The sequence below is a fragment of the Microbacterium sp. PI-1 genome (genome assembly GCF_004337555.1).
In the GTDB taxonomy this organism is placed as follows: domain Bacteria; phylum Actinomycetota; class Actinomycetes; order Actinomycetales; family Microbacteriaceae; genus Microbacterium; species Microbacterium aurugineum.
The window spans coordinates 72,681-93,142 of record NZ_SJYZ01000011.1 but is presented as its reverse complement, the minus strand read 5'-3'; the positions used below and the strand labels follow the sequence as shown (position 1 = coordinate 93,142).

Genomic DNA, 20,462 nt, shown 5'->3' with positions numbered 1-20,462 from the left:
GGGGCGGAAGGACGGCCACGCACCGTGGGCTACATCGATGTCTCCAGCGTCTCACTGACGCTCCCCGACGGCAGACCGCTTCTCGACGAGGTGTCGTTCCGTGTCGGTTCCGGGTCGACGAGTGCGCTCATCGGCCCCAACGGCGCGGGCAAGACGACGTTGCTGCGCATCATCCGCGGCGATCAGCCCGCCGACGACGGGGTCGTGACGATCGAGGGCGGCCTGGGCGTCATGGACCAGTTCGTCGGTCACGGCGAGGCCGGGGAGACGGTCCACCACCTGCTCGTGCGCGTCGCGCCCGCGCGCATCCGTACCGCGGCCGAGACGCTCGAAGCTGCGGAGAACGCGTTGATCGAGCGCGACGAGCACGACACGCAGATGGCGTATGCGTCGGCGATCGCCGAATACGCCGACGCCGGTGGATACGAGCACGAGACCGTCTGGGATCAGTGCACGGTCGCGGCGCTCGGGGTGCCGTTCGAGCGGGCGCGGTTCCGCGAGCTCACGACGCTGTCCGGGGGCGAGCAGAAGCGGCTCGCACTCGAAGCGCTGCTGCGCGGACCCGACGAGGTGCTGCTGCTCGATGAGCCGGACAACTACCTCGACGTCCCGACGAAGCGCTGGCTCGAGGAGCAGCTGCGGGCGACGCCGAAGACCGTGCTGCTCGTGTCGCACGACCGGGAACTCCTGGCGCGCGCGATCGATCGGCTGATCACGCTCGAGCCCGGTGGCGCGGGTGCCACGGCCTGGGTCCACGGCGGTGGATTCGGTACCTATCCGCAGGCGCGGGCGGACCGGATGGAGCGGCTCGACGAACTGCGTCGTCGCTGGGATGAGCAGCACGAGAAGCTGCGCACCCTCGTCGCGAACCTCAAGGTGAAGGCGTCGGCGAACGACGGCTTCGCGTCTCGGTACCAGGCGGCGCAGACGCGGTTGCGGAAGTTCGAAGAGGCGGGTCCGCCCGAGGAGCGCCCGCCCGCGCAGGATTTCGACATGCGCCTGCGGGGAGCGCGCACGGGCAAGCGCGCCGTGGTGGTGCAGCGCCTGGAGCTGACCGGGCTGATGCGGCCGTTCGACACGGAGATCTGGTACGGCGATCGCGTCGCCGTGCTCGGCTCGAACGGGTCGGGCAAGTCCCACTTCCTGCGCTTGCTCGCGCGTGGTGGCAGCGACCCCGACACCACGCTCGGTCACGTCACCTCGTCGGGGGAGCAGCTGAGCGTGGTCGAGCATACCGGCGCAGCGACGCTCGGAGCGCGGGTCGTGCCCGGTCTGTTCGCGCAGACGCACGCGCATCCGGAGTTCGTCGGACGCACGCTCCTCGACATCCTGCACCGGGGTGACGATCGTCGCACCGGGATGCCACGCGATGCCGCGAGCTCGGCGCTCGACCGTTATGGGCTCGTGCGTCAGGCCCTGCAGACCTTCGACTCGCTGTCCGGTGGACAGCAGGCACGTTTCCAAGTCTTGTTGCTCGAGCTCTCCGGGGCGACGCTGCTGCTCCTGGACGAGCCGACCGACAATCTCGACCTGGAGTCGGCCGAGGCACTGGAACAGGCACTCGCGCGATTCGAGGGCACGGTGCTGGCCGTGACACACGATCGATGGTTCGCGCGATCGCTCGACCGGTTCCTGGTGTTCGGCTCGGGCGGGGACGTGTACGAGTCCGACGAACCGGTCTGGGATGAGCGCCGCGTGGCCCGCGCCCGCTGACGATACGGAGCGGGCACCGCGTCTTCGTCGGCTTCCAGATGGATCCGACCTTGGGTCGTCCGGAGAGGAACGCGCCGACGCAGACGGTGGTCGAGCGCTACATCCAGTTGCGTGGCTGCCAGAACGTCGACGAGATCGTGCCGACCCTGTCGTCTCGGTCGTGGTCGACCATCAGGAGCCGGGCCGCGTGCGTCCGCCCGAGCCGACCCCCGCTCCCGGGTAGGCTGGACGGGTGACCATGGAGATCGAGCTCGGCCGAGGAAAGCGCGCACGTCGCGCGTACACGTTCGACGACATCGCGGTGGTGCCATCGCGGCGCACGCGCAACCCGGAGGACGTGTCGACCGCATGGACGATCGACGCCTTCGGCTTCGACATCCCGGTGCTGGGAGCGCCGATGGACTCGGTCGTGAGCCCGCAGACGGCGATCATGCTCGGACAGCTCGGCGGGCTCGGCGTCCTCGACCTCGAGGGTCTGTGGACGCGTTATGAAGACCCGGAGCCGCTGCTGGCGGAGATCGCCGGACTCGACGAGGGCGAGGCCACCGTCCGGATGCAGCAGCTGTACTCGGAGCCGATCAAGCCCGAGCTCATCACCCGCCGACTCGCCGAGATCCGCGAGTCCGGCGTCACGGTCGCCGGTTCGCTGACGCCGCAGCGCACCCAGGAGTACTACGACACGGTCGCCGCAGCGGGCGTCGACCTGTTCGTGATCCGCGGCACCACCGTGTCTGCCGAGCACGTCTCGAGCGTCGCGGAGCCCCTCAACCTCAAGAAGTTCATCTACGACCTCGACGTCCCCGTCATCGTCGGCGGCGCGGCGACCTACACCGCGGCCCTCCACCTCATGCGCACGGGCGCAGCAGGTGTGCTCGTCGGCTTCGGCGGCGGGGCGGCATCCACGACGCGTGCCACTCTCGGCATCCACGCGCCGATGGCGACCGCGGTCTCCGACGTCGCCGCGGCTCGCCGCGACTACCTCGACGAGTCCGGGGGCCGCTACGTCCACGTGATCGCCGATGGGGGCGTCGGCACCTCCGGCGACATCGTCAAGGCGCTCGCCATGGGGGCGGACGCCGTCATGCTCGGTGTCGCGCTCGCTCGGGCCACCGATGCGCCCGGCCGCGGCTTCCACTGGGGTCCCGAAGCCCACCACTCGAAGCTGCCGCGAGGCCGTCGTGTCGAGGTCGGGGGAATCGGCACGCTCGAGGAGATCCTCTACGGCCCGGCCCCGGTCGCCGACGGCACCGCGAACCTCATCGGCGCGCTGCGCAAGTCGATGGCGACCACCGGATACTCCGACCTCAAGGAGTTCCAGCGGGTCGAGGTCGTGCTCGCGCCGTACGAGGCCTGAGGCACAGCGCTCGACCGTGACGACTCCTGCTCTGTTCCCCCCGACCCTCCGCGAGGTCATGCTCCGGGGGCGCTGGATCGGGGTGCTGCTGCTGTGCCTCCTCGTCGCCGGGGTGTTCGCCTGGCTCGGCCAGTGGCAGTTGGAACGCGCGATCGACACCGATCCGCCTCCCGCCGGCCAGACCGAGCAGGTGCAGCAGCTCACCGATGTCGTCGAGCCGGGTGAATACCTCCCCGAGCCGCTCGTGGGCCAGCGCGTCGAGACCTCGGGGCGCTGGATCCCCGAGGACTTCATCGTCGTGTCGAGCCGTTTCAACGACGATGTCCCGGGGTACTGGGTGACCGGACAGCTGCGGGTCGCAGAGCGCACGTCGATCGCCGTCGCGATCGGGTGGACCCCCGATCGGGAGACCGCGGATGCGGCCGTGCGAGAGCTCGAAGCCGACGCGGACGGGTCAGAGGTCGAGGTGACCGGTCGGGTGATCTCGGACGAAGGGCCCCGTGTCCCCCCGCACTCCGCTCCCGAGCAGTTGGACCGGATGTCGCCCGCCGCCCTGCTCAGCCGATGGCACGACATCGAGCAGCTTCACGTGTACCGCCCCTACCTCGCCTCGACCACGGCGTCCGCGGGGCTGGTCGACATCTCGTCGCCCGCACCCGAGGAGATGTCGCCGGTCAACTGGCTGAACGTCTTCTACGCGGTCGAGTGGGCCATCTTCGCGGGCTTCGCCTTCTACCTCTGGTACCGCCTGGCGAAAGATGCCTGGGAGCGCGAGGTCGAGGAGTTCGAAGACGCTCTCGGTCGGGAAACCACCTGATCATCGCGCGCATCCGCGCGCTCGACGGTGCGCAATTGTGTGCTCCCGTGCGGCGATAGCGACCTTCGTCAGGGGTCCCTCGGGCCATCCGGTGAGCGCTCGGTGACGAATCGGGAAACTCCGTTGAGGATGTCCTGACCGCTCCGTATGCTCACACCATGTGAGCGCGCTGGGAGTTTTCCCTGTGTGCCGTGACAGTCCTGAGAAGTGTCGAACCCGACCGAGGAGACAGCACCGATGATGTCCGCCCCAGACGAGAGGAACCGCATGGTTCCGGTCTCGCACCGTAGAAGTCGGGGGCGCATCGGCGCTCTCGCCGTGACCTGCGTCGCCGCGCTGAGCTTCGGCTCGCTGGCCGCCGTTCCCGCCGCAGCCGACACCACGGGCACGGGGGTGGTGATCAACGAGGCGTATCTCTCCGGCGGCAGCGCGGGGGCGGCCTTCAAGAACAAGTTCGTCGAGCTCTACAACCCGACGTCCGCCGCGATCACCCTCGATGGCATGTCGCTGCAGTACCGGTCCGCCAGCGGCACAGGCGCCTTCAACGGTGTGGCCGCGCTCACCGGGGAGATCCCCGCCGGCGGCTACTACCTGGTGCAGGGCAACAGCAACGGCGCGAACGGTGCCGAGCTCCCCACGCCGGATGCCGTCACCACCCTGACTCCGAGCGGCACCAACGGCACACTCGCCCTCGTCGAGGGCACCGCCGCCGTCACTCTCACGCCGGGTTCGACGGTGGGTGTGGACGGTGTGGTCGACCTGCTCGGCTACGGCTCGTCGAACACCTTCGAGACGAAGGCGGCCACGGCGCCGTCGGGGAACACCGACGTCAAGTCGTTGAACCGCACGGGCGCTGTCGACACCGACGACAACAGCGCGGACTTCACGCTCTCTGCGACGATCACCCCGCAGGGCTCCGGCGGCACCGACCCCGGAACAGACCCGGGTGAGGATCCGATCGCGGCGACGATCGCCGAGGTCCAGGGCACGACCGATGTCTCCCCGCTGAACGGCCAGACGGTCGAGGTCGAGGGCGTCGTCACGGCGGACTACCGCACGGGCGGCTACAAGGGCATCGTCATCCAGACCCAGGGCTCCGGCGGAGCGACGGATGCCACGCCGGGCGCCTCGGACGGGGTGTTCGTCTTCCTGAACGCGCTGTCCCCGACACTCGAGATCGGCGACCTCGTCTCGGTGACCGGTGCGGTGAGCGAGTACTTCGGGCAGACCCAGATCACCCCGGCCGCGGCCGGTGACGTCGCGGTGCTGACTGCGGGAGTCGGCGTCCCCGCCGTCACACCGCTGCCGGACTCGGTGCGCGGTGCCGATCGGGAGCAGTACGAGAACATGTACGTGGCACCGGAGGGAAGCTACCGCCTGGCCTCCAGCCACCAGCTGTACAACTACGGAACGCTCTGGCTGAACGCCGGTGAAGACCTCGCGGTGAAGAGCACGGAGACCACGCGCCCCGGCGACGAGGCCACCGCGATCGCCGCGGCCAACCGCGCTAACCGCATCCTCCTGGATGACGGCTGGTCGATCCAGGTCACGAACAGCGGCCACCCCGGCGAGCAGCCGTACTTCACGAAGGACACCGTCGTCCGCAACGGCGACGTCGTGGACTTCAGCGACAACGGCTACGTGCTGCAGTGGGGGTTCGACGACTGGCGTCTGCAGCCGGTCGTGCCGATCGACGATTCCTCGTCGGCCGACCTCAAGGTCGGATTCGAGGCGACGAACCCGCGGACCGCGTCGGCTCCGGAGGTCGGCGGTGACGTCCAGGTGGCCTCGTTCAACGTCTACAACTACTTCACGACGCTGAAGAGCGAGAACTCGAACGCCCGGGGTGCGGCGAACGCCGCGCAGTTCGCGATCCAGAAGTCGAAGATCGTCGCGGCGATCAACGGCCTGGACGCCGAGATCGTCTCCCTCATGGAGATCGAGAACTCCGTGAAGCTGGGCAAGCCGATCGACTCGGCGCTCGAGGATCTGGTCGCCGGCCTCAACGACGACGCGGGCGCCGAGGTATGGGACTACGTGCCCACGCCCGACGCGCTGAACGACGCGGCCACCACCGACTACATCACGAACGCCATCATCTACAAGAAGGATGCCGTCACGACGGTGGGCGACAGTGCCACCGTCACGGATGAGAGCGTGTGGGGCAACGCCCGCGAGCCCATCGCCCAGGCGTTCGACATCGACGGCCGTGTGGTCACGGTCGTGGCCAACCACCTGAAGTCGAAGTCGCCGCCCCAGGGCGCGGGCGCCGAGCCGGCCGACGGGCAGGGCTTCTTCAACGCCGACCGCGTCGCGCAGGCGAACGCGATCCTCGCCTTCACAGAAGACCTGGAGGAGACGACGGGCAGCGGCGACATGCTGCTGATCGGCGACTTCAACGCCTACAGCGAGGAAGACCCGATCGACGTGTTCACCTCGAAGGGGTGGAGCGACCTGGTCGCCGACACGGCATCGGGACAGTACACGTACACGTTCGACGGTGAGCTCGGTTCCCTCGACCACGTGATCGCGTCGCCGTCGCTGGCCTCGTCGATCACGGGCGCCGGAGTCTGGGGCATCAACTCTCCGGAGTGGAGCGACCGCGGCTACGCGTTCGGCGCCACCGAGGAGGGCACCCCGTACCGCTCCAGCGACCACGACCCCATCATCGTCGGCGTCTCCGCGGAGATCCCGCCGGTGAGCATCGACGTCGTCACGGTCAACGACTTCCACGGAAGGATCGAAGCCGACGGCGCCGCCGCGGGAGCCGCGGTGCTGGCAGGGGCTGTGAAGCAGTTCCGTGAGGCGAACCCGAACACGATCTTCGCCGGTGCCGGCGACCTGATCGGCGCCTCGACGTTCACCTCGTTCATCAACGACGACAACCCGACGATCGACGCCCTCAACGCGGCCGGTCTCGACGTCAGCGCAGCAGGCAACCACGAGTTCGACCAGGGCTGGGAGGACCTGCGCGATCGGGTGCAGGACCGCGCGGACTGGGAGTACATCGCCTCGAACGTGTTCGTCACCGAGACCGGTGAGCCGGCGCTCGCCCCCGCCTGGGTCAAGGAGCTCGACGGTGTGAAGGTCGGCTTCATCGGAGCCGTCACCGAGGACCTCGACTCGCTCGTCTCGCCGGAGGGCATCGCGGACCTCGAAGTCCGGAGCATCGCCGATTCCGTGAACGCGGTGGCCGACGACCTGCGCGACGGCGACGAGTCCAACGGTGAGGCGGATGTCATCATCCTGCTCGTGCATGAGGGCGCTTCCAGCGTCGAGCTGTCGAGCATCACCCCGGATTCGCCGCTCGGCGAGATCGTGTACGGGGTCGATGAAGACGTGGACGCCATCGTGTCGGCCCACACCCACCTCGCCTACAACCACGTGATCGACGGCCGCCCGGTCGTCTCCGCGGGGCAGTACGGCGAGAACCTGGGCCTGATGAACATCCAGGTCGACGCCACCACGAAGGACCTGATCTCGATCACCAACGAGATCAAGCCCCTCACCGAGGCCGGCAAGCCGCTCTATCCGGCAGTGCCGGAGGTGCAGACGATCGTCGACAAGGCGAAGGCCGAGGCCGATGTCCTGGGAGCGATCAAGGTCGGCGACATCACGGCGGACTTCAACCGCGCGCGTCAGACCAATGGCTCGGAGAACCGCGGTGGAGAGTCCACCATCGGCAACTTCGTCGCCGACGTGCAGCAGTCGTCCACCGGCGCCGACCTGGCTCTCATGAACCCGGGCGGCATCCGCGCGAACCTCACGTACGCGTCCTCCGGAGCATCCGATCCCGACGGCAACGTCACCTACCGAGAAGCGGCGACGGTCCAGCCGTTCGCCAACACGCTCGTGACGCTCACGCTCACGGGTGCGCAGCTGAAGAGCGTGCTCGAGGAGCAGTGGCAGCCGGCGGGTTCGGCACGTCCGTTCCTGAAGCTCGGGGTCTCGAAGGGGCTGGTCTACACGTACGACCCCGCAGCGGCACAGGGGTCGCGGATCACCTCGATGACGCTCGACGGCACGCCGGTGGATCCTGCGGCGGACTACACGGTCGCGGCCAACTCGTTCCTCGCTGCGGGAGGAGACAACTTCTCCACCTTCAAGGAGGGCACGGGCAAGCGCGACACCGGCAAGATCGACCTGCAGTCGATGGTCGACTGGTTCGACGCGAACAAGACCGCCAGCCCCGATTACGCCCAGCGCGCGGTCGGTGTGTCGGTCAGCCCGGCGGACGCCGACGGGTACAGCGCCGGTGACCAGGTCACGGTGTCGCTCTCGTCGCTGGCGTTCAGCGCGGGTGAGCCGGCTCCAGGAGAGGTGTCGCTCTCGCTGGGCGACACCGTCCTGGCGACGGGTGCGGTGGATCCGACGATCGTCGACACCACGGATGAGGGCGGTCGTGCCGCTCTGACCTTCACGGTTCCGTCGGGTGTCTTCGGCGAACAGGTCCTGACCGTCGCGGTCGCCGGGACGGGGACCACCGTGCAGGTGCCGTTCACGATCGCCGGCGAGGAGGAGTTCGCGGGCACGATCGCCCTGGGCTCGTCCAAGGTGTCGGCGGGCAAGAACCTCAAGGTCACCGGCCAGGGGTACGAGCCCGGTGAGACGGTGACGATCGAGCTGCGCCCGAAGAAGGGCAAGCCGGTCGAGGTCGGCACGGTCCAGGTGTCCGCGGACGGCACCTTCAGCACGCAGGTGACGGTGCCGAAGAGCGCTCCCTCGGGCAAGTACACCGTCGCGGCGGCACAGGCCGATGGCGACGAGGCGACCGCCACCGTCAAGGTCAACCGCGCCGGCGGCATCATCGGCGCGATCCTCGACTGGCTCTGGGAACTCCTCACCAGGTGGTTCTGATCCGGTAGTCGGATGACACGCACGAAGGCCGTCGGGAGTGCTCCCGGCGGCCTTCGTCGCGTCGTCGGAACTCAGGCGGTCACCGTGACCGGAGCCCACACGAACCCGTCGGGGTCGACGGCCGTGCCCAGCGTGCCGTGGACCGTGAGCCGATGCGAGCCTGACCCGGCCGCCGGAACACCCGCATCCTTGGCGAGCGAGGCATACCGGTACAGGCCGAGACCGATCGGGCTCGCGCCCGTGTCGAACTGCACGTAGCTGCGTCCGAAGCTCTTCGCGACCGCGACGCCGCGATCCGCATAGAAGCTCTTCGACGCGACCACATCCTTCGCGCCGAGCAGGAGGATCATCTCGTCGATCGTGCGGCTCGGGGGCGCAGTGTCCTTCTTCGCCGATGTCGCGACCTTCCAGATCGCGCCGTCCGGTGCCTGGATCGTGCCTCCGACACCCCACAGGGACTTCGAGACGGGGCTGATCACGCGGGCGCCGGCGGTGACGGCAGAGTCCACGAGGGCGCGGACGTTCGCCGGCTGCGAGACGACGAGCGAGAGTGTGTACCCGCGGAAGCCGGAGGTCTCGGCATCCGCGGTGCGGAAGCGCAGGCGGTCGCCGAGGTCGAAGGCCTGCGTGTAGAACGAGCGGGCGGCGTCCACGTCCGGGACGTCGAGGGTGAGGGAATCGATCGTGGTGTTCATGCAGGAGACGCTACGGAGGCTCCGCAGGGGCCCGCTTCTCGATTCCTGATCGATGTGCGGAGGCCGATGTCAGGGGGTCAGGACCTGCACGTCCGCCTGCGCGAGCGCAGTGGCGATGCGCGGGGGTGGGGGAGCGTCCGTGATCAGGTAGTCCGCGCGCTCGAGCAGGGCGATCTGGGCGAAGAACCGGCGTCCGAGCTTGGTGGAGTCCGCGAGGATCGCGGTGCGCTCGGCACGCTGGATCATCTCCGACATCATCGCGGCATCCCCGAGGTTCGAGGTCGAGTACCCCGCCTCGTCGACGGCACCGACCGCGATGAGAGCGAGATCGCAGCGGATGTCGACCTCGGGACCGCCCGGTGTCATCGTGAAGGTCACCGGTCCGGTCGTGGCCTGGGTGATCGAGCGCACAGCTCCGCCGAAGACGTAGAGATCGCGGAACGCCGAGGGGGAGAGTTCGCCGGGGATACGCAGATTGTTCGTCGCGATCGTCAGGTCGTGGTGGTTTCGCAGGGCCCGTGCCACGGCGAGCGTCGTGGTGCCCGCATTCAGCATCACGACAGAGCCGTCCTCGACGAGGCCCGCGGCGACCCGGGCGATGCGCTCCTTCTCCTCGGTCTGCATGCGCAGTCGCACATCCAGGGCCCGATCCTTGAGCTGTCCGTTCGCTGCGCTGACCGCCCCGCCGTGGGTGCGGATCAGTACGCCTTCACGATCCAGTTGATCGAGGTCGCGGCGGATCGTGTCGATCGAGACCGCGAAGTGCTCGGCCAGATCGCTCACCGTCACCTGGCCGGTCTGCTCGACGTACGTCGCGAGATCCGCCTTCCGTCCGGCGGGCAGTCGACGTCGCTGTCCGGTTGCTGATGCGTCCATGCAGACATATTTAGCACAGGAACGCGAAGAACGCGGCAGACTCATGCACAAAACTGCACATCGACTTCCTGCGAGATATCGGCATCGACTCAACGATTCGCGCGATATTCGTCGTGCTCGCGGGAAATCTGACGCTTGACGTTTCGGCAGATCACGGCATAACATGGCTCAAAACCGCATGAACAAGCATTGAAGCGCGTGATGCGGCACGATCTCAACGAGGAGAAGCGATGAGCACAGTGGGACGCGGGCAGCGACGAACCCGAAAGATCGTCGGCGCCGGAACCGCGGCGGTTGCCCTTCTGGCCCTGGCGGGTTGCGCGCCCGGCACGGACGGCGACAGCGGTGGCGAGGGCGGAGACGTCACGATCGAATTCGCGCAGTGGTGGGAGCCGGAGCTGCCCGACGGCGAGTTCCGGGCACTCATCGACCAGTTCGAAGAGGAGAACCCCGGTATCACTGTCGAGCTGGTCAGCGGTCCGTATGCATCGACCAAGGAACAGCTCTTCGCCGGCGCGGCCTCGGGCACGATGCCCGACGTCGTCGGCCTCGACGGTGCGTGGGTGAACGACTTCGCCTCCCAGGGCGTCATCGCCGACCTGAGCGCACTCATGGACGAGTACGACTACGACGACAGCGAACTGGCGAGCCAGATCCAGGTCGACGGCAGCACCTACATGATCCCGGTCGTGAACTTCGTCTACCCGATGTTCACGAACGACGACCTGCTCGCCCAGGCGGGTGTGACGGCTCCACCGTCCACGCGCAGCGAGTTCGCGGACGCGGCGTCGAAGGTCGCTGCGCTCGGCGGCGACGTGTCCGGCTGGGTGCTGCCGCTGTCGCTGGAATCGCCGAACGGCGTGCAGAACGACGTCATGTCGTGGGTGTGGGCCTCGGGCGGTTCGATGCTGAAGGACGGGCAACCCGACCTCACGAATGACGACGTCACCTCCGCCGTCGAGTACATCGGCGGGCTGTGGGACGACGGGGTCATCGCCTCGGGTTCCTTCACGATGAAGGAGCAGGACAAGGTGGAGGAGTTCACCAACGGTCGTGCGGGCATGATGATCGACTCGCTCGCGCACATCAACCTGATCCGTGAGACGAACCCCGACCTGAAGTTCTCGATCTCGGCGATTCCGGCTGAGGACGGCTATGACGGCGAACGCGGCATTCCCTACGCTTCGTGGGGCATCGGCGTGGCCGAGAACTCCGAGCACAAGGAAGCGGCCTTCAAGCTGGTGTCGTTCCTGATGAGCGAGCAGACCAACTCCGAGCTCTCCACGATGGCCAAGGCCTTCCCCGGGAACTCGACCTCGGTCCCCGACTTCGTCAACGACGATGAGCTCTTCAAGACGGCGTTCGACATCTACCAGGCGGGATACCCGGCGAACGAGTTCACGGGACTCCCGGTCGCGGAAGACCTGATGCGCCAGTTCGGCGAGCAGCTCCAGGCGGCGCTCGACGGGCAGCAGTCGATCCCCGACGCGCTCAAGAAGGCGCAGGCCTCCTGGGAAGCGGAGTTCTGAGCACCCGCCTCCCCGCCTGAACGGGGTGCCGCATCGCGGTCGCGATGCGGCACCCGACCAACCAAGGAGCTCGCGTTTCCATGAGTCTGAGAACGTCCGACGACACCGAGGTGATCGTCACCGGAGTCGCCCTCTCGCGGCGGCGACGGCAACTGCGCAAGACCACAGAGTCCTACGCCTTCCTCTCGCCGACGGTCATCCTGCTGTTCGTGCTGATGATCGTGCCGATCGTGATGGTGATCGGCTACTCGTTCCAGGACAACGTGATCCTGAACAAGTCGCCCGAGTTCGTCGGCGTCGCGAACTACGTCGAGATCCTCTCCGACCCGCGCTTCTGGAAGGCGACGGGCAACACCATCCTCTTCACGGTCACGAGCGTCGCCGCCCATCTCGTACTCGGGCTCGCCTTCGCGATGATGCTCAACAGTCCGCTGCTCGGGAGGGTCTCGCGGTCGCTCTTCCGGGCTCTGTACGTTCTCCCGTGGCTGTTCACCGTCGCCGTCATCGCCGTCCTCTGGCGCATGCTCCTCGCCCCCAACGGCGTGGTCAACTTCCTGCTCAACACCGACATCGAGTGGCTGGCCTCGCCGCAGCTCGCGTTGGGCACGATCATCTTCATCAACATCTGGGCCGGCTACCCGTTCTTCATGGTCAGTCTCCTGGCCGGGCTGCAGGGGGTTCCCGCCGATCTGCACGAAGCGGCACGCGTCGACGGCGCGAGCGCGGTGCAGCGCTTCTGGAACGTCACGATCCCGCAGCTGCGGCCCATCATCGTCAGCCTGGTGCTGCTCGACCTGATCTGGACCTCGCAGCAGTTCGCCCTCATCTGGATGACCACGGGCGGTGGCCCGATCGACGTCACCGAGGTGCTCAGCACCTTCACCTACAAGCTGGCCTTCGCCAAGTACGACTTCTCGCTCGCGTCGACCTCGGCCGTGCTGGTCCTGCTCATGTCGATGGTGCTCGCCGTGTTCTACGTCCGTCACCAGAAAGCGAGGGACTGACCATGGCTCTCACCGCGCGCACCCAGCGTCGGGTCGGCAAGACCGGCCTCATGATCGGCCTCCTCATCGGTGCGGTCTTCGCCGCAGGGCCGGTGCTGTGGATGCTGTCCAGCTCGTTCAAGTCGAACACGCAGATCTTCGAGTTGCCGCCGCGTCTGGTCACCGACACGTTCTCCTTCGACGCCTACATCGCGATCTTCACGAACCCCGAGACGATGCGGTTCTTCCTGAACAGCTACATCGTCGCGGGCTCGGTCACCATCCTCACGCTGATCGTCGCGATCCAGGCCGCCTACGCGTTCAGCCGCTTCGAGTTCCGGGGCAAGCGCATCCTGAACGTGGTGATCGTGAGCGTGCAGGCTGTGCCGCCCATCACCTTGCTGATCCCGTACTTCGGGCTCATGGTCGCGCTGGGTCTCTACAACTCCTACGCCGGTCTGATCCTCACCTACATGGTCTTCACGCTGCCCTACGCGATCATCATGATGACGGGCTACTTCAACACGCTGCCGAAGGAGCTTGACGAGGCCGTGCGCGTGGACGGTGCCGGATCCATGACGGCACTCTGGCGCATCCTCGTGCCGATCTCGGTTCCAGGAATCGTCTCCGTCGGCATCTACACGTTCATGATCGCCTGGAACGAGTATCTGTTCGCGCTGACGCTCACGCGCACCATCGACATGCGCACGGTGCCCATCGGCATCCAGCTCCTCATGGGACAGCACTCCTACGAGTGGAACCAGATCATGGCCATGAGCGTGCTCGGCTCGATCCCCGTGCTCATCCTCTTCCTCTTCTTCCAGCGGTACTTCATCAGCGGCCTCACGGCCGGTTCCGTGAAGAGCTGACACTCGTCCCGTCCCGGGGCTCCGACCACCACGAAAACAGGAGAATCACGTGCTCTACACCGGCAAATCCATCCTCGATGTCGCGAACGCGAACAACTTCGCCATCCCCGCGTTCAACATCAGCGACTGGGCGATGTTCAACGGCGTCATGGACATCAGCGAGGAGAAGGCCGCTCCGGTCATCATCGCCATCCACCCCGACGAGGTCGCGCACATCACGACCGACCTGATCGCCGCGATGCACTCCCGCGCGCATCGATCGAGCGTGCCGGTCGCGATCCACTGGGACCACGGAGGCAGCTACGAGCAGATGATCACCGCCATCAAGGCCGGCTTCACCTCGGTCATGATCGACGCGTCGCTGCTGCCCTTCGAGGAGAACGTCGCCCTGACCCGCAAGGTCGTCGAAGCCGCACACGCCGTCGGCATCCAGGTCGAGGGCGAACTGGGCACGATCGGCGCGAACGACAGCTACGGCGAGTCCGGCGCTGCCGAGATCATCTACACCAACCCCGCCGATGCCGTGCGCTTCGTCGAGGAGACCGGCGTCGACAGCCTCGCCATCGCGATCGGCACCTCGCACGGTCTGTACCCGGCGGAGAAGAACCCCGAGCTCCGTCACGACCTCCTGCAGGAGATCAAGGCCGCGGTCGGGATCCCGCTGGTGCTGCACGGCGGCTCGGCCAACCCCGACGCCGAGCTGCGTCGCGCGGTCGAGCTGGGCATCAACAAGATCAACATCTCCAGCGACATCAAGGTCTCGTACCACAACCGCATGCGCGAGATCCTCGGCACCGACGAGCGTCTGCGCGAGCCCAACGCGATCCAGCCGGAGCCGATCGCCGCGCTCAAGGCCACGGCGGCTGAGAAGATCGAGCTGTTCGGGGCGGACGGCAAGGCCGACCTGTACTGACCGGACGACGGACCTCGAAGGGGCGGGCGATCGACGGATGATCGATGCGAGAAGGCGGCAGCTCGTCCTGGGGCTCGGCGGCACGGTCGACTACGAGCTGCGGTGGGACGCGGCCGTGTTCGACCGGCTCGTCGCCGAGCACGGGGTGCGGCGCGCGGAACTGACCGAGAACGCCCCCATCGTCGATGAACGGTCGCTGCTGATCGCGGTACTCGCCTTCGTGGCGACCGGGGCGGGAGCGGAGCGCTTCGTCGCGTCGTCCGCGGTCGTCGAGGCCTTCGCCGCGCACTTCCCCCACGAGGTGACCCTCGGGGGCACCGGAGTGCGGGCCGGCCTCGTCCTCGACGGCTTGGGCATCCCCAGCCTGCAGCACCTCGTCAGCATCGACGACACCGTGCGGCGCCTGCTGCCACCGGGGGTGTCCTTCGTGTGCTCCGCCACGCGGGACACCCTCGATCCGCACCTGATCGTGCAGTATCCCGCGGGTGCCCGTATCCGTCTTCCGGACGGCGACATCGTGGCCCCGAGCGCCAACCGGTTGATCTTCGCCAATGATCCTCCGAACCGGGACATGCGTCTGGCGGCGGAACTGGGCGACGAGCTGGCGTCGGCGTCGGCGTTCCTCATCTCCGGCTTCAACACCATGCAGGACGAGGACCTGCTCCGGCACCGGCTCGACACCCTGCAGGAGGCGATGCGCAGCCTCCCCTCCGACGCCCTGGTGTTCTATGAGGACGCCGGCTTCTACACACGGGCGTTCGCCGCGACCGTGCGCGAGCGGTTGCTGTCGCGCATCGACGTGTACAGCCTGAATGAGGATGAACTGCAGGAGTATCTGCGGCGCCGCGTGGATCTGCTCGATCCGGACGACGTGATCCTGGCGCTGGAGGAGATCCGCGCGCTCATCCCTGCGCCCGCCCTGGTGGTGCACACGCGGTACTGGGCACTCGCGGTCGGTGCTGAGGCAGCCCGGCACCGTGCGGCGCTGGAGAGTGCCGTACGCGTGGCCGCGACGCGATTCCGGCTCGGCGACGGCTTCACCGCGGTGCAGGTCGCCGAGACCGACGGAATGCCTCGACACGGTGCCGGCGCCGACCTCGTCCGCACGGTGGAGGCAGCGGTGCGCGATGCCGTGGGTGTTGCGGCCTTCGCACTCGACATCCCGAACCCGACCACGATCGGACTCGGCGACACCTTCGTCGGGGGATTCCTCGCCGTCCACGACCCGCAGGAAGAGCACCCGTGAAACCGATCCGACTCGCATCGAACCGCCCCGCGGAACGCTTCTACCGCGGGGGCGCACGCATCGCCGCCTTCCGCGGCGAGCCGGGGACCGCGCCGCGGGAACCCGAGGACTGGGTCGGATCGACCACGACGATCCGGGGGGAGAGCGCCCTCGGACTGACGACCCTCCCGGACGGGCGCCTCCTGCGCGAGGCGATCGCGGATGACCCCGTGTCCTGGCTGGGTCGATCCCATGTCGAGCGCTGGGGGGATGACGCGCGTCTGCTCGTCAAGCTGCTCGACGCCGGGCAACGGCTGCCCGTGCACGCGCATCCGCATGATGGGTTCGCCGCTTCCCACCTCGGTCGCCCGCACGGCAAGGCGGAGGCCTGGTACATCCTCGAGGGCGGCACCGTGCACATCGGACTGCGCGAGGAGGCGTCGACGGAGGAACTCGGTGAACTCGTCGCCCGGCAGGATGTGGTCGCCCTCCTCGGTCTGCTGCACGAGGTCGAGGTCGCGCCCGGTGATGTGGTGTGGGTGCCGCCGGGCGAGCTCCACGCGATCGGGGCCGGAGTGCTCCTGCTCGAACTCCAGCAACCCGAGGACCTGTCGATCCTCCTCGAATGGGAGGGTTTCGCGATCGACGGTGCTGTCGAAGGCCACCTCGGGCTGGGGTTCGACCTCGCCCTGAGCGCGGTGACGACGAAAGCGAGGAGCACTGCCGAGATCGAGGCGCTCGTGCACCCGGCGTCGCCGTCCGGCTTCGTGTTCCCCCGTGCCGCCGACGAGTACTTCTGCCTCGAACGGCTGCCGGTGCGCGGAGCCGCGGTGCTCGACCCCGGTTTCTCGATCGTGGTCGTCATCGACGGCGCCGTCGACCTCGCGGGACTGCCGCTGTCGGCAGGAGCGACGGTCCTGGTCCCCGCGGCAGCCGGACGACTCGAGGTGAGCGGTGCCGGAGAGCTCCTGATCGCGCGCCCGCCCGCGGCGTGAAGGGTGATCCGGCGACGGCTCAGGCCCCCATTGACGCCGACTAGACTGGACGCATGCCCGAACCGAAAGTCGCCAGCTTTCCGGCGATCCGCGGTGCCCTGAAGTTCTACCAGATCGCGTCGATCATCACCGGAGTCATGCTGCTCCTGCTGCTGACCGAGATGGTGCTGAAGTACACGCCGATCCACCTCGAGCTCTTCCTGGGCGGCTCCGGAGGACCGCTCTGGTTCGCCGGCGTGCTCGCCGGGCCCGACTGCCAGTGGTGGTCGCTCTTCGCCCCGATGACCAACTCCTGCGAGATGACCTCGTTGGGTGACGGGTTCAACCTGTCCCTGTTCATCCTCGTGGCGCACGGCTGGTTCTACGTCGTCTACCTGTTCGCGTGCTTCCGCATGTGGAGCCTGATGCGCTGGCGCTTCCCGCGCTTCATCATGCTCGCGCTCGGCGGTGTCGTGCCGCTGCTGTCGTTCTTCATGGAGGCGGTCGTCGCCCGTGAGGTCAAGACCTATCTCGCCACCCGAGAGGCCGCCGAGGCCTCCACCCCCGCCCCGGAAGGTGTCCGTTGACCGAACAGTCCGAGACCCAGCAGCGTCCTGCGCTCGTCGTCGACTTCGGCGCGCAGTACGCGCAGCTGATCGCCCGCCGCGTCCGTGAGGCGGGCGTCTACAGCGAGATCGTGCCGCACACCGCCACGGCTGCCGAGATCGCCGCCAAGAACCCGGTCGCGATCATCCTCTCCGGCGGACCCTCGTCCGTGTACGAGGAGGGGGCGCCGCGCCTCGACCCCGCGGTCTTCGAGCTCGGTGTCCCGACTCTCGGCATCTGCTACGGCTTCCAGTACATGGCCCAGACCCTGGGCGGCGAGGTCGCCCACACCGGCCTGCGTGAATACGGCGCCACCGATGCCGTCATCACCGGCGACGGCGGAACCCTGCTGGGCGGCCAGCCCGCGGAGCAGAACGTCTGGATGAGTCACGGCGACCAGGTCGCCAAGGCCCCCGACGGCTTCGACGTGCTCGCCACGACCGAGGCCACCAAGGTCGCCGCGTTCGCACACGAGGAGCGCGGCTTCTACGGCGTGCAGTGGCACCCCGAGGTCAAGCACTCCGACCACGGCCAGCGTGTGCTCGAGAACTTCCTCCACAAGGGGGCGGGTCTGGCCTCCGACTGGAACAGCGGCAACGTGATCGCCGAGCAGATCGAGCGCATCCGTGAGCAGGTCGGCGATGCCCGCGTGATCTCCGCGCTCTCCGGTGGCGTCGACTCCGCGGTCTCCACCGCCCTCGTGCACAAGGCGATCGGCGACCAGCTGACCGCGGTCTTCGTCGACCACGGTCTCCTCCGCAAGGGCGAGCGCGAACAGGTCGAGAAGGACTACGTCGAATCGACGGGTGTGCGGCTGATCACGGTCGACGCGGCCGACACGTTCCTCGGCCACCTGAAGGGTGTGACCGACCCCGAGGAGAAGCGCAAGATCATCGGACGCGAGTTCATCCGCGCGTTCGAGAAGGTGCAGCTCGACCTCGTCGCCGAGGCCAAGGCATCGGGCGGCGCTCCGGTGAAGTTCCTCGTGCAGGGCACTCTCTATCCCGACGTCGTCGAGTCCGGCGGCGGAGCGGGGACCGCGAACATCAAGTCGCACCACAACGTGGGCGGCCTCCCCGACGACCTCGACTTCGAACTGATCGAGCCGTTGCGCGCGCTGTTCAAGGATGAGGTCCGGGCGATCGGCCGCGAACTCGGCATTCCCGAGGCCATCGTGGGGCGCCAGCCGTTTCCGGGGCCCGGTCTCGGTATCCGGATCATCGGTGAGGTCACCGCTGACCGTCTCGAGATTCTGCGTGAGGCCGACGCCATCGCCCGCGAAGAGCTGACGAAGGCCGGACTCGACCAGGAGATCTGGCAGTGCCCGGTCGTGCTTCTCGCCGACGTGCGCTCGGTGGGTGTGCAGGGCGACGGTCGCACCTATGGCCACCCGATCGTGCTGCGTCCGGTGTCGAGCGAAGACGCCATGACCGCCGACTGGACGCGCCTGCCCTACGACGTGCTGTCGAAGATCTCGAACCGCATCACGAACGGCGTCCGTGACGTCAACCGCGTCGTGCTCGACGTCACGTCGAAGCCGCCGGGGACGATCGAGTGGGAGTAGGGGGCTCGGTGCTCCCCGATGCGGCGTCGGCTCTGCCCGACGCCGAGTACCTGGTGCTGTCGAGCCGGTTGATCCCGGGACTCGACGGCGGGTACACGATCGCCACGCTCGCGCGCGCCCGGCAGCTCGCCGGGGCGGGAGTCGCCGACGGGGCGGGACCACAGCTCCTCACGTTCGACCCCGGGACCGCTGCGGACCACGCCGCGCATCGGCGTACTTTCGTCGAGCACGGGGCGCTCGGGGACTCGTCGCGCCTGCGAAATCTGTTCGACGAGGCGGTGGAGCCCCGCGGCGGCGCGGCGGAATGGCTGAGGGTGGCCGCCGACTCCGCGGTGGCCGCTGACCCCGGAGTCGAGTACCGGGTCCTCCGGGACTCCGAAGACCGTCCTTTCGTGGCGCTCCCGGTGATTCCCGGCAACCCGGACTGGCACCTGGCCGACGAGCCGGTGCTGGTGTTCGACGCCGACGGTGAGGCTGTCGGAGCTCTGCACGGGTTCCGCGGTCTGTACCGGGCCTGGCTCGACCACGTCACCGCTGCCTTCGGTGATCGCCCCATCGTCGTGATCTGCGAGTCTCGCCAGCTCGGTGAGCTCATCGCGGACTGGTCCGACCCGCGGGTGCGCATCGTGCACACGATCCACACCATGCACGTCGAAGCGCCGTACACCCCGGACTCGACCATGAACACGCTCTGGACGCGCTGGTTCCGGCTCGCCGACCGGTTCGATGCCGTGATCTGGCCGACCGCGACCCAGCGCGACGACGTGGTCGCGCGGTTCGGGGACACGGCTTTCCACGCGGTCGTCCCCAACCCGATCGCCCCCGTCGCTCCGCGCCCGGATCTGCGGGAGGACGGGCTCGTCGTCGTGCTCGGGCGCCTCGCTCCCGGAAAGCGCGTCGACCATGCGATCCGCGCCTTCCTCGCCGCCGATGTGCCGGGTGCGCGGATGGAGATCTGGGGCGGCGGGCCGGAGCAGGAGCGTCTGCAGGCGCTGATCGATGAGCTCGGCGCGGGGGATCGCATCGTGCTCGCCGGGTACTCGGACGCCCCGGGGACGGTGATCGACCGCGCGTCCGTCCTGGTCACGTCGACGGCTTTCGAAGGCCAGCCGCTCGGCGTGGTCGAGGCGCTGCTGCACGCGACCCCCGTCATCTCGTACGACGTGCGCTACGGCATCCGCGATGTGTTGCAGCGCGGTGGCGGGATGCTGGTGCCGAGCGGCGACATCGATGCGCTCGGCCGAGCGATCCGCACGCTCCTGACCGACCCCGAGCGTCTCGCGGCGTTGAGCGCGGAGGCGCCGTCGGTCGCCGCGGCCTGGAGCCCCGAATCCTCGCTCGAGGCCCTCACCGCCGCGATCGCCGCCGCGGTAGCCGCTCCGCCCCGTCGCTCCTGAGCCCGCCGCGTCGCGCCTGAGCCTCCGCCCCGCCCGACCCGCACACCCGTCTCCCGTCGCGATATGACAACCAAAACGGCTCATTCGGGT

The 20,462-nt window shown here is 68.1% G+C and carries 15 protein-coding genes; 13 read left to right on the top strand and 2 right to left on the bottom strand.

The window, feature by feature from the left end; genetic code table 11:
* The first annotated feature begins 24 nt into the window (after nucleotides 1-24).
* From E0W80_RS11120 to E0W80_RS11100, 4 genes are all read left to right on the top strand, one after another.
* The gene (locus E0W80_RS11120) at nucleotides 25-1,713 is read left to right on the top strand and encodes an ATP-binding cassette domain-containing protein (protein WP_131492542.1); all 1,689 of its coding nucleotides are present in this window, start codon (nucleotides 25-27) and stop codon (nucleotides 1,711-1,713) included.
* Nucleotides 1,714-1,951: 238 nt separating this feature from the next.
* A complete protein-coding gene (locus E0W80_RS11110; RefSeq protein WP_047524178.1) occupies nucleotides 1,952-3,067 on the top strand; it encodes a GuaB3 family IMP dehydrogenase-related protein in 1,116 nt (371 codons plus the stop codon).
* Nucleotides 3,068-3,125: 58 nt separating this feature from the next.
* On the top strand, nucleotides 3,126-3,884 hold the full coding sequence (locus tag E0W80_RS11105; protein ID WP_131492589.1) for an SURF1 family cytochrome oxidase biogenesis protein: 759 nt from the start codon (nucleotides 3,126-3,128) through the stop codon (nucleotides 3,882-3,884).
* A 267-nt stretch (nucleotides 3,885-4,151) separates the two neighbouring features.
* On the top strand, nucleotides 4,152-8,741 hold the full coding sequence (locus tag E0W80_RS11100) for an ExeM/NucH family extracellular endonuclease (RefSeq protein ID WP_240740513.1): 4,590 nt from the start codon (nucleotides 4,152-4,154) through the stop codon (nucleotides 8,739-8,741).
* 71 nt (nucleotides 8,742-8,812) lie between these two features.
* On the opposite strand, the gene E0W80_RS11095 is transcribed toward E0W80_RS11100, so the two are convergent.
* Both E0W80_RS11095 and E0W80_RS11090 read right to left on the bottom strand, forming a co-directional pair.
* Entirely contained in the window at nucleotides 8,813-9,436 is a 624-nt protein-coding gene (locus tag E0W80_RS11095) for a glyoxalase (RefSeq protein ID WP_131492538.1), read from the bottom strand.
* Between the two features lie 69 nt (nucleotides 9,437-9,505).
* The gene (locus tag E0W80_RS11090) at nucleotides 9,506-10,312 is read right to left on the bottom strand and encodes a DeoR/GlpR family DNA-binding transcription regulator (protein WP_131492536.1); all 807 of its coding nucleotides are present in this window, start codon (nucleotides 10,310-10,312) and stop codon (nucleotides 9,506-9,508) included.
* A gap of 230 nt (nucleotides 10,313-10,542) precedes the next feature.
* On the opposite strand from E0W80_RS11090, the gene E0W80_RS11085 reads away from it, so the two are divergent.
* The 9 genes from E0W80_RS11085 to E0W80_RS11045 all read left to right on the top strand — a co-directional run bounded on the left by E0W80_RS11085 (nucleotide 10,543) and on the right by E0W80_RS11045 (nucleotide 20,372).
* Nucleotides 10,543-11,841, top strand: coding sequence for a sugar ABC transporter substrate-binding protein (locus E0W80_RS11085; protein ID WP_131492534.1), 1,299 nt, complete (start codon nucleotides 10,543-10,545; stop codon nucleotides 11,839-11,841).
* An 80-nt stretch (nucleotides 11,842-11,921) separates the two neighbouring features.
* Entirely contained in the window at nucleotides 11,922-12,845 is a 924-nt protein-coding gene (locus E0W80_RS11080) for a sugar ABC transporter permease (protein WP_131492533.1), read from the top strand.
* 2 nt (nucleotides 12,846-12,847) lie between these two features.
* The gene (locus E0W80_RS11075) at nucleotides 12,848-13,693 is read left to right on the top strand and encodes a carbohydrate ABC transporter permease (protein ID WP_131492531.1); all 846 of its coding nucleotides are present in this window, start codon (nucleotides 12,848-12,850) and stop codon (nucleotides 13,691-13,693) included.
* A 49-nt stretch (nucleotides 13,694-13,742) separates the two neighbouring features.
* Entirely contained in the window at nucleotides 13,743-14,606 is an 864-nt protein-coding gene (locus tag E0W80_RS11070; RefSeq protein WP_131492529.1) for a ketose-bisphosphate aldolase, read from the top strand.
* A 37-nt stretch (nucleotides 14,607-14,643) separates the two neighbouring features.
* A complete protein-coding gene (locus E0W80_RS11065; protein WP_131492527.1) occupies nucleotides 14,644-15,852 on the top strand; it encodes an ADP-dependent glucokinase/phosphofructokinase in 1,209 nt (402 codons plus the stop codon).
* Nucleotides 15,849-16,826 carry a class I mannose-6-phosphate isomerase gene (locus tag E0W80_RS11060; RefSeq protein WP_131492526.1) on the top strand — a complete coding sequence of 326 codons (978 nt, stop codon included), beginning with the start codon at nucleotides 15,849-15,851 and terminating at the stop codon, nucleotides 16,824-16,826. The genes E0W80_RS11065 and E0W80_RS11060 overlap by 4 nt, the downstream gene beginning before the upstream one ends.
* Nucleotides 16,827-16,879: 53 nt before the next feature.
* Nucleotides 16,880-17,392 (top strand): DUF3817 domain-containing protein, encoded by a 513-nt coding sequence (locus E0W80_RS11055; protein WP_131492524.1) that lies wholly within the window; start codon nucleotides 16,880-16,882, stop codon nucleotides 17,390-17,392.
* Entirely contained in the window at nucleotides 17,389-18,975 is a 1,587-nt protein-coding gene (gene guaA, locus E0W80_RS11050) for a glutamine-hydrolyzing GMP synthase (RefSeq protein ID WP_131492522.1), read from the top strand. The genes E0W80_RS11055 and guaA overlap by 4 nt, the downstream gene beginning before the upstream one ends.
* A gap of 8 nt (nucleotides 18,976-18,983) precedes the next feature.
* Nucleotides 18,984-20,372 (top strand): glycosyltransferase, encoded by a 1,389-nt coding sequence (locus E0W80_RS11045; RefSeq protein WP_131492520.1) that lies wholly within the window; start codon nucleotides 18,984-18,986, stop codon nucleotides 20,370-20,372.
* Nucleotides 20,373-20,462: the final 90 nt, after the last annotated feature.

Excerpts from the sequence above, each read along its gene's own strand:
- E0W80_RS11110 (WP_047524178.1), top strand. The coding sequence starts at position 1,952 with ATGGAGATCGAGCTCGGCCGAGGAAAGCGCGCACGTCGCGCGTACACG.
- E0W80_RS11105 (WP_131492589.1), top strand. The coding sequence starts at position 3,126 with ATGCTCCGGGGGCGCTGGATCGGGGTGCTGCTGCTGTGCCTCCTCGTC.
- E0W80_RS11100 (WP_240740513.1), top strand. The coding sequence starts at position 4,152 with ATGGTTCCGGTCTCGCACCGTAGAAGTCGGGGGCGCATCGGCGCTCTC.
- E0W80_RS11095 (WP_131492538.1), bottom strand. The coding sequence starts at position 9,436 with ATGAACACCACGATCGATTCCCTCACCCTCGACGTCCCGGACGTGGAC.
- E0W80_RS11090 (WP_131492536.1), bottom strand. The coding sequence starts at position 10,312 with ATGGACGCATCAGCAACCGGACAGCGACGTCGACTGCCCGCCGGACGG.
- E0W80_RS11085 (WP_131492534.1), top strand. The coding sequence starts at position 10,543 with ATGAGCACAGTGGGACGCGGGCAGCGACGAACCCGAAAGATCGTCGGC.
- E0W80_RS11080 (WP_131492533.1), top strand. The coding sequence starts at position 11,922 with ATGAGTCTGAGAACGTCCGACGACACCGAGGTGATCGTCACCGGAGTC.
- E0W80_RS11075 (WP_131492531.1), top strand. The coding sequence starts at position 12,848 with ATGGCTCTCACCGCGCGCACCCAGCGTCGGGTCGGCAAGACCGGCCTC.
- E0W80_RS11065 (WP_131492527.1), top strand. The coding sequence starts at position 14,644 with ATGATCGATGCGAGAAGGCGGCAGCTCGTCCTGGGGCTCGGCGGCACG.
- E0W80_RS11055 (WP_131492524.1), top strand. The coding sequence starts at position 16,880 with ATGCCCGAACCGAAAGTCGCCAGCTTTCCGGCGATCCGCGGTGCCCTG.